At 44.9% G+C, this 9,126-nt stretch carries 9 protein-coding genes and 1 pseudogene; 1 reads left to right on the top strand and 9 read right to left on the bottom strand.

What is annotated here, in order from left to right; translation table 11 throughout:
• Positions 1-371: 371 nt before the first annotated feature.
• From ptsP to K5677_RS00570, 5 genes are all read right to left on the bottom strand, one after another.
• Positions 372-2,003 carry a phosphoenolpyruvate--protein phosphotransferase gene (gene ptsP / locus K5677_RS00590; RefSeq protein ID WP_296723489.1) on the bottom strand — a complete coding sequence of 544 codons (1,632 nt, stop codon included), beginning with the start codon at positions 2,001-2,003 and terminating at the stop codon, positions 372-374.
• A 61-nt stretch (positions 2,004-2,064) separates the two neighbouring features.
• A complete protein-coding gene (locus K5677_RS00585; protein ID WP_019679450.1) occupies positions 2,065-2,331 on the bottom strand; it encodes an HPr family phosphocarrier protein in 267 nt (88 codons plus the stop codon).
• Between the two features lie 31 nt (positions 2,332-2,362).
• Positions 2,363-4,282: a fructose-specific PTS transporter subunit EIIC gene (locus tag K5677_RS00580; protein ID WP_296723485.1), complete on the bottom strand. Its 1,920-nt coding sequence runs from the start codon at positions 4,280-4,282 to the stop codon at positions 2,363-2,365.
• Between the two features lie 27 nt (positions 4,283-4,309).
• Entirely contained in the window at positions 4,310-5,209 is a 900-nt protein-coding gene (pfkB, locus tag K5677_RS00575) for a 1-phosphofructokinase (RefSeq protein WP_296723484.1), read from the bottom strand.
• On the bottom strand, positions 5,210-5,956 hold the full coding sequence (locus K5677_RS00570) for a DeoR/GlpR family DNA-binding transcription regulator (protein ID WP_296723482.1): 747 nt from the start codon (positions 5,954-5,956) through the stop codon (positions 5,210-5,212).
• Between the two features lie 278 nt (positions 5,957-6,234).
• Between K5677_RS00570 and K5677_RS00565 the strand changes: the two genes are divergently transcribed.
• The gene (locus tag K5677_RS00565) at positions 6,235-6,609 is read left to right on the top strand and encodes an SDR family oxidoreductase (protein WP_296723481.1); all 375 of its coding nucleotides are present in this window, start codon (positions 6,235-6,237) and stop codon (positions 6,607-6,609) included.
• 102 nt (positions 6,610-6,711) lie between these two features.
• Here the strand turns inward: K5677_RS00565 and K5677_RS00560 are convergent, their stop codons facing one another.
• The 4 genes and pseudogenes from K5677_RS00560 to K5677_RS00545 all read right to left on the bottom strand — a co-directional run.
• Positions 6,712-7,206 (bottom strand): 3'-5' exonuclease, encoded by a 495-nt coding sequence (locus K5677_RS00560; protein ID WP_296723479.1) that lies wholly within the window; start codon positions 7,204-7,206, stop codon positions 6,712-6,714.
• Positions 7,196-7,996, bottom strand: a complete 801-nt coding sequence (locus K5677_RS00555; RefSeq protein WP_296723477.1) for a hypothetical protein — start codon at positions 7,994-7,996, stop codon at positions 7,196-7,198. The genes K5677_RS00560 and K5677_RS00555 overlap by 11 nt, the downstream gene beginning before the upstream one ends.
• Before the next feature lie 3 nt (positions 7,997-7,999).
• A complete protein-coding gene (locus tag K5677_RS00550; protein ID WP_296723474.1) occupies positions 8,000-8,920 on the bottom strand; it encodes a WYL domain-containing protein in 921 nt (306 codons plus the stop codon).
• A 1-nt stretch (position 8,921) separates the two neighbouring features.
• Positions 8,922-9,126, bottom strand: a pseudogene (locus K5677_RS00545) (hypothetical protein); the annotation flags it as partial.

The raw sequence follows: 9,126 nt of genomic DNA, 5'->3' as shown, positions 1-9,126 counted from the left end.
GTCGCAGGGAAAGTATAAAGGTCGGCAGCCTATCCGTATCGACTGGGAAAAGTTCGGACAGCTGTATGAGCAGTGGAAGTCCGGAACTATTACGGCGGTATGGTTTCAGAAAGAAATGGGTCTGCGGACCAATACTTTCTACCGCAGGATCAAAGAGTACGAAAGAAAGTATACATAAATATGAGGAGCCGGCATAATCCGGCTCCGATTTTTGTCAATAGGGTGTATCTTTTTTATGAAGCATGTCAAAAGTTAAAAAACCACTTAAATGACACATTTTCTGAGTATGTCATACGACTATGGGCTATTGGTATATTATAACAGCGATACTCATATCACAGTTACAGGCGCTTTTTTGTTTGGTTTAATTATCAGGAGAGATCAGTGTGTCTTACTGCGTCTCTGACCTTGAGTACAAAGGAAGGCGAAACTGAAAGCTCGTCTATACCCATTCTCAGGAATGTTTCAGTAAGACTTGTGTCAGCTGCAAGTTCGCCGCATATACCTATCCACGCACCATTTGCATGGGCATTTTTTGCAGACATTTCTATGAGCCGGAGAATAGCTTCATGGTGTGTATCAACGAACTGTTCAACGGCACTGTTTTGCCTGTCACAGGCGAGAGTGTATTGTGTCAGGTCATTGGTACCTACGCTGAAAAAGTCAACAAGAGGAGCAAGTTTATCGCTTATGACAGCTGCTGCGGGAGTTTCGATCATTATACCGAGTTCTGCGTTTTCATCGAAGTCTACTCCGTCAACGCGGAGCTCCTCTCTGACCTCTGCGCATATTTTTTTGATCTGTTCCACCTCCGATACACTTGTTATCATAGGGAACATGATACCAAGCTTGCCGAATGCGGAAGCCCTGTAAAGGGCACGGAGCTGTGTCCTGAATATCTCTGGACGAGTGAGACAGATCCTTATAGCTCTGAAACCGAGGGCAGGATTGTCCTCCTTTGCGAGATCAAAATAATCCACCTTCTTGTCAGCGCCGATGTCAAGAGTACGTATAATGACCTTTTTGCCAGCCATGCTTTCAAGCACCTTTTTGTAGGCAGCAAACTGCTGCTCTTCGGTCGGATAATCGCTGCTCTCAAGATAGAGAAATTCACTTCGGAATAGACCAATTCCTCCTGCGTCGTTGGCAAGAACTGCTCCGATATGATCCACTCCGCCGATATTGGCAAAAATATTGATCCTTGTTCCGTCGAGCGTAACGTTTTCCTTGCCTTTTAACTCCTGGAGAAGCCTCTTCTTTTCCTCGTCCTCTTTCTGCTTCGTTTCGAGTTTTTCGAGAGCCTCGGTGTCAGGAGAGAGGAATACCTCACCGGTATATCCGTCAACTGCGGCAAACATACCGGCTGACACAGCTGAGAGAAAATCATCACCTGCACCGATAACGGCAGGGATATTCATATTCCTTGCCAGTATAGCTGTGTGAGAATTTGAAGAGCCGTGAGATGTAACAAAAGCGAGGACCTTGTTCTTGTCCAGCAGAACGGTTTCGCTGGGAGCCAGATCGTCTGCACAGATTATCACTTTTTCGTCGCTGCTGTTCTCCTGAGAACCGTCGTCTGAAAGGCAGGCGATAATGCGATTCGATATATCCTTTACGTCTGCGGAGCGCGCCTGCATATAGGCATCGTCCATAGACGCGAACATTTCTGAAAAGTTATCGGCGGTCACCGAGACTGCATATTCTGCATTGACAGACTGAGTGTCGATAATACTTTCGATGGACTCGTTGTAATCGTCATCTTCGATCATCATCATGTGTATCTCAAAGATCTGAGCATTCTGCTCACCGACCTCCTTGAGTGCCTTGTCATATATTTCCTGAAGCTGAGCTGTTGCCGCTTCCTTTGCGGCTTCCAGTCTTTTCTTCTCGGCAGCTGTATCCCTGACGTGTATTCGCTTTACAGTTGTGTCCCTTCGTTTGAAAACAGAGATCTTACCGATAGCTACAGCACCGTAAACTCCCTTGCCTTTGAAAATGGTCATATTGATGCACCTCCTTTAAAGGTATGGGACAGCAGTGATGCCGTCCCATTTTCGTTTGGAATTATTCGCCGAAACCGTTCTCGAACATTGCAGCGAGTTCATCAAGAACAGCCTGCTCGTTACCGCCGTTAACGACTATTTCCACTTCGGTGCCCTTTTTGAGTCCCGCTGCCATGATCTGCATGACATTTTTAGCCTTGATGTCCTTATCATTGGCTTTGAGAATGACCTCGCTGTCTGAATGAGCCTTGACAGCCTTTGCGATCATACCTGCGGGTCTCATGTGCATACCTTCTGCGTTTACGATAGTTACCTTTTTTGATACCATAAATTTTCACTCCTTATAATAATGATTTGTTTTATGCGTTCTGAGGATGCTTCTTTTTGAGCAGAGCTAGCATTAACATTCCAACTACTGAGCCGATGGCAAGTGCTATAACATACTGGAGAGGGTGTCCTACCACAGGGAATACGAATATACCGCCGTGAGGAGCTCTGAGCGTACAGCCGAATGCCATTGATATGCCGCCTGCTGTTGCCGCACCTACGATACAGGAGGGGATCACTCTTGCAGGGTCAGCTGCGGCGTAGGGGATAGCGCCTTCTGTTATGAAGCTGAGTCCCATAATGTAGTTGACGGGACCGTTCTTGCATTCCTCCTCGGTAAATCTGTTTTTGAAGAATGTGGTAGCCAGTGCTATAGCGATAGGAGGGACCATACCTCCTAACATTACTGCTGCCATGATATTGAAGTTGCCCTGAGAGATAGCAGCAACGCCGAATACATAGGCTGCCTTGTTGAAGGGACCGCCCATGTCTATCGCCATCATACCTCCGAGTATGCAGCCAAGGAGGACCTTGCTCGAGTCGCCCATGCTGTTGAGGAAGTTGGAGAGACCGTCGTTGAGAATGCCCATTACAGGGTTGACTGCACACATCATGATGCCGACAATGGCGAGTCCTCCGAGAGGATAAATGAGTACGGGCTTGATACCGTTGAGAGCCTTGGGCAGCTTATTGCACGCCCTTTCCAGGCAAAGTGTGAGGTATCCGCCGATAAAGCCCGCCAGCAGCGCACCGAGGAAGCCTGAGGGAACGTCTCCTCCCGGAGATGCAAAGGTTGCACCTGCGGCTGCCATTGCGCCTCCTGCCATACCGACAAGGAAGCCGGGGCGGTCAGCGATGCTGAGTCCGATATATCCTGCAAGCACAGGTATCATGAACTGGAAAGCGTAGTTTCCGATAGTCTTGAACCATGCCGCAGCCGCAAGGTGGGAACCGAAATCACCGTCCTGAGGAGCGCCTCCGAAGGAGTCTATCAGGAAGGCTATCGCGATAAAAATGCCTCCCGCAACTGTGAAGGGCAGCATATTTGAAACGCCGTTCATGAGGTGTTTGTAAAGCTTTCTTCCGAAGCCTTCGCTGTCAGATGTGCTCGATGAGCTGCTGTCGGCTTCGCCCTCATGATGATATACGGGAGCGTCTCCTGCTTCGATGCGGTTTATAAGCTCCTCGGGGATCTTTATACCGTCTGATACCTTGGTCTTTATGACTTTTTTGCCGTTGAAACGCGCCATAGAGACAGTCTTGTCGGCAGCTACGATTATACCGTCGCAGGCGTCGATCTCTTCCTGAGTGAGGATATTCTTTGCGCCGCCGGAACCGTTTGTCTCAACTTTAATAGAGATACCCAGCTTTTTGCCTGCTTTTTCAAGAGCCTCGGCAGCCATATAGGTGTGGGCAATACCCGTCGGGCAGGCGGTTACCGCAAGAACTTTATATCCGTTTTCGGATCTTTCTTCAGCAGCAGGTTCGTCGGGATATTTCTCTTTCTCCATATCGTCGATGACCTTCAGGAACTCATCAGCGTCCTTGGCTTTCAGAAGGTCGTCTCTGAAATCCTCGTCCATGAGTATAGTCATAAGTCTGGACAGAACTTCAAGATGAACATCTCCGTCATTGGGGGCTGCTATCATAAACAGCAGATTTGAGGGCTCATCATCAAGGGCTTCGTAATCAACTCCATCCGGAACTGTCATTGCCGCCAGTGATGGAGCCTTTACAGCTTCGCTTTTTGCGTGTGGTATTGCAATTCCTTCGCCAACAGCGGTCGAACCTTTTTCCTCTCTTGCTATGATGCCTTTTTTATAAGCTTCCTTATCGGCGATATTTCCGCCTTTTACCTGAAGGTCTATGAGCATATCGATAGCTTCGGATTTTGACTTTGGGGAAGCGTTTAGCTTGATGCTATTTTTGCTGAGCAGATCTACAATTCTCATGAGCTATTCCTCCTTACTGTTGTAATATCAGAGCTGAGCGAGCAGCTCTTCGATCTTGGTTTTTACTGCCAGTCCGTCTGAGAAAGCTGTGGCTCCTCCTGCGGCGGTACCGAGCTTTAATGCGTATTCATAGTCGCCGTTCTGAGCTCCGGTCAGAAAACCTGCTACCATGGAATCTCCTGCACCGACCGAGTTTCTGACTTTTCCCTTGCAGACGCCGCAGCGGTGGCATTTACCGTTCTCGTCAATAAGCATAGCTCCGTCACCAGCCATTGATATCAGAACATTTATAGCTCCCCTGTCTTTCAGTTTTCGGGCATAGCGCTCTATTTCTTCATCTTCCGAGAGGGTTACTCCGAACATCTCACCAAGCTCATGATTATTTGGCTTGATGAGGAAGGGCTTGTACTTCAGAACGTTGAGCAGAAGGTCATTTGTGGCGTCAACAACTGTCCTGATCTTTCTGTCCGAAAGTCTCTGCATGATCCTCTCATAGATGTCCGATGGAAGACTGGAAGGGATACTGCCTGCAAGCACGAGCGTATCACCGTCTGACAGCTTGTCCAGCTTTACGAAAAGTGCTTCCAGCGCCTCGTCGTCTATGTGCGGCCCCTGACCGTTGAGTTCGGTTTCTTCGCCGGCTTTGATCTTGACATTGATCCGGGAGTTGCCGGTTTTCAGTCTTACGAAATCTGATTTTATGCCCATTGCCTTGATACCGTTTTCGATAGCCTCGCCTGTGAAGCCTGCGGTGAAGCCCAGAGCAATGGACGGTGTACCAAGCTCATTCAGAACTATGGACACATTTATCCCTTTGCCGCCGAAGTACATTTCCTCCGATGATGAACGATTAACTTCGCCAAGCCTCATTTCAGCTGTGTGTACAACATAGTCGATGGCAGGGTTGAATGTTACAGTGTATACCAACTACATCACCTCCTTGATATTTGCAGCTGTCAGATATTTTTTATCACTGAGTTTATCAGTGATTATTATGACCTTATCAAGATCCGTGAAAGTTACTGAGGTAATCTGATCGAATTTGGAATGATCCGAAAGGATATATGCGTTCCTGCTGTGTCTGATCACCTCAGCCTTTATGCTCGCCTCATTTCTGTCGGGAGTGGAAACTCCGGCAGAAAGTGAGATTCCGTTTGCTCCGATGAAGCTTTTTGTGAAGTTGTAAGCCTGAAGGCTGCTGACACACTCTGCGCCGACGATCGCTTCTGTTGTAAGCTTTATCTCACCGGCTGGGAGGAAAACTTTGAAGCCTCTTTGTGCAAGCTTTTTTGCGTGAACAAAGGCATTGGTAACAAATGTGACGTTTTTTGCAGAGATATAGTCTATCATTTTTTCAGTTGTTGTTCCGGCGTCAATGAATACGAAATCACCGTCTTCTATCAGTGAAGCTGCATACTTAGCTATAGCAGTCTTTTCATCATTATAAAGATGAGATTTTTCTTCAATATTCTGTTCTCCGAAGCTGAATTTGTCTATGCAGGGCATAGCACCGCCGTGTATCTTGATAAGCAGTCCGCGTTCTGCAAGGTGATTAAGATCTCTCCTCACGGTAGATGCAGAAGCGCCGAGTAATGAGCAAAGCTCACTGAGCGTAACGGCATTTTTGCCGTCGAGTGCATTAAGTATCATCTGATGTCTTTCTTCTGTAAGCAAAATTATCCCCGTCCTGAATATTTAATAGTATCATTATCAAACGAATATTTATGAGTGAATTTGAATGAATATGATTGTTGTTGATTGAATTATATCATCAAGTGTCAAAATAGTCAAGAGAATTCAATCAAAAGCATTCATCGGCAGTAAATATCTGTGTAGATAAACAACAAATGGCTGCACGATTTGTCTATTTTGGCTATGGATGATGTTTTCTCAGACGAATTGATGACGGTAATTGACTGTATAAAAAGAAAAAGGTTGAACCGCATTATCATATGCGGTTCAACCTTTTCTTTTACCATTCTGGTGGACAGAGAGGGATTCGAATATTTATAAAGGCAATTGCCTATGCGCTTTCAAAGAATTTTGCAGTATGGTATGCAAAAAAATCGGCTTTTGAACTGGGCAGCCGTGGCATCCGGGTATGCTCACTCAGTCCGGGACTGATCGCCACGGACATGGGTGAGCTTGAAAAGGGTGAAGGTGCATCAATGCTCAAATACACCGCCGAAAAACGAATGGGAACTCCGGAGGAGCTGGGCTTTGCCATCGCTATGGCAGCGGATGAGCGCAATGGGTATCTTGCATGCGTTGATATTCTTGTTGACGGCGGCAGTGTGAATGGAAAGGAATATAAAAGCAAAGCATAAGCTGAACCCTTAGACCGTAGTATATTATAGTATAAAAGAAACGATGTACGGTATTTCGTACATCGTTTGAATGATAATTCTATAGTAGGAGCAGGTTTGCGATCATTCTCCTTGTAATACAATAAACACTTTCCCTGCAAAATCAAGGTGTCTCCAGTCGTCGTTTTCATCAGAGGTGATACCAAGCTGCTTTTCAGCGAAGCGTGTGCTATAGCCTCGATTATACTTCAGATGGAACAGCGTATCAAGGTCTGTGATATGATTTTCAAGCGCTGGAAGGTCATACTTCCTGCATATACGCTCTATGAACTTATTATCAAAGTCATGGTGCATAGCGACCAGATCACTGCCGGAACAGAACTCTATAAACTGCCAATAAGCATCTTCCATAGTCGTACCGTATCTTTGCAGCGTATCATTGGTGAACCCCAATATCTCTGAAGTATAATCCGAGAGGACAGCTCCGCTGTTGACATACTCAAAGAAGCGGTCGGTAGGGACTCCGTTTTCAAACCTGAGCGCAGCAAAGCTGACTATCTCCGCATCTTCGTCCAAACCATTCGTTGTAATGTCGATGACTACGAATTCATCTTTCATTTTCTTTTACCTTTTCAAAAAACTTTCGCATATAACAATCAACGTTTTTATCCAAACAATATTGAGGATTCTTGCTACGTTCTTGACCTTTCATTCGATAAGACGTATGCCACATGGAGATTTCTTTAATCTGTGGATCTAAAGAAGCTGAAATGTCTACTTTATTTGGACCTACATAAACAATGTAATTAGGCTTCATTATTTTTATTTGACGTACTATAAAAGCCTTGTATTTTTCAATGTATTTTTCAAACACTTGCCAATCAACAAATGATCCTCCGCCTCGTTTGTTTAAATTCATATATGCGCAGGAAGCAAGCGCTTTTTTCATGCCTTCTTCATTAGGCTTTTTTCGTTCTTCCTCAGATAATTCAGGATGCTGAAGATAATATGCCATTCGAGCCATTTTTTCTTGCTGCTTTGGTCTATTAGATTTTAAATCATTAATAAACCATTTGTAGAATCCCGACTGACACCTTTTATCTGGATTTATTGTTTTACCATTAGAATCCTTCTTTTCATCTTTACGATACATGACTATATTAGCTTCCCTAAGAATAAACAAAACCTTTTTCTCTGAACAATTATATTCGCCTTCAGAAATATATCCATCTGCTACAAATGATTCCTGTTCTATGGGAGGATATTTCTCTTTCCTTTTATATGTCCAATACGATACAGTAGTCTCCTCATAGTTCGGCTCAGCTGCATGAGCTTGCTTCCATAGTGAAAAGAGTTTTTCTAGAGTTTCAGCTGATTTAGCCTCTTCTTTGATTTCTTCAAAAGTCATAGTTCATTCCTCCTGTTCATAGTTATTGATTGCTTTTTTTAACACATTTATGACACGCTCCCTTAGGGGAGCGGGTTCAAGAACAACAGCGTGACCTGCATACTGTACCGCCCACTTGAACATATCCTCTTCGCTGATATGTGTGCGAACAAAAAAATCATTATCTGTAACGTCTGAAATATCAATGTCAGTTCCGAAGTAGTCAATGACATCGTTGATAATGTAGCTATTGGCGCGGAACTTCACATTTATCTTCTCGCTTGTGAACATATAAATGTGCTCGGTCATGTGTTCAGCGAGGTCAAGTCCGTACTTGTATCCAGCGACTTTTTCCGCAGGCTTTACGGGCGTATTGAGCATACGGATATTGCTAATTCTGTCTACGCGATAATTGGAGAGCCTGTCGTACTTATCGTAATTGCAGATAAGGTAATACCGACCGCTCATGACTGCGAGCTGATATGGATTTACGATATATCCGCGTATCTCGCCGTTATCATTCATACGTGGGTGGAGCTGCTTGTCGGTACCATAGCTGCAATACTCAAACTCTACCTGACGTTTCTTTTCGATAGCCTCGTCAAGAACATCGATAGTGTAGAAGAGCTGCTTGTTCGAGCTGCTGTCATCAGGCATTGTACAGATATGACGTACCTTGCTATGAAAGTATACAGACGACAGTCCCTCCAGCTTTGTTATAAGGTCTTTTCGCTGACTGTATGGAATATGGCGTGAGAATAGCAGCCCATCTATAAGCAGGCGCAATTCAGCACCGCTGAAATTGTGGCTGAGGTACCAGTCGGTCAGAACAGTCTTTTCCTCACCGTTTTTGTCCTTACGAAGAGATTCGCTGTAATTTATAGGATATCCAAAGTCCACAAGGTTCATTAGGTTGCTCTTTACCGCTTTTCTGTCCGCAGGCATACTATACTCTTTTTTTGAGAATATCAACAATGTCCTTCTGAGACAGTCGGTGGTCTTCGTCAGTGTATTTCTTCAATATATCGAGAATATTGATGATCATTAGCTTCTTGGGCTGTATCGTATACATAGTCACACCTCGCTTTGATTGTTCTATATACAGTATACGGATAGCAATGTTCGCTTTTTCGTACATGGTCTTTGTTATA

Source organism: Ruminococcus sp., from assembly GCF_024684275.1.
Note: the sequence above shows the minus strand (reverse complement) of the source record. Positions and strands in the feature narration are given on the sequence as shown.

Bases quoted from the DNA above. Each gene is read 5' to 3' on its own strand.
- ptsP (WP_296723489.1), bottom strand. From the start codon at position 2,003: ATGACCATTTTCAAAGGCAAGGGAGTTTACGGTGCTGTAGCTATCGGT.
- K5677_RS00585 (WP_019679450.1), bottom strand. From the start codon at position 2,331: ATGGTATCAAAAAAGGTAACTATCGTAAACGCAGAAGGTATGCACATG.
- K5677_RS00580 (WP_296723485.1), bottom strand. From the start codon at position 4,282: ATGAGAATTGTAGATCTGCTCAGCAAAAATAGCATCAAGCTAAACGCT.
- K5677_RS00565 (WP_296723481.1), top strand. From the start codon at position 6,235: ATGCGGTTCAACCTTTTCTTTTACCATTCTGGTGGACAGAGAGGGATT.
- K5677_RS00560 (WP_296723479.1), bottom strand. From the start codon at position 7,206: ATGAAAGATGAATTCGTAGTCATCGACATTACAACGAATGGTTTGGAC.
- K5677_RS00555 (WP_296723477.1), bottom strand. From the start codon at position 7,996: ATGACTTTTGAAGAAATCAAAGAAGAGGCTAAATCAGCTGAAACTCTA.
- K5677_RS00550 (WP_296723474.1), bottom strand. From the start codon at position 8,920: ATGCCTGCGGACAGAAAAGCGGTAAAGAGCAACCTAATGAACCTTGTG.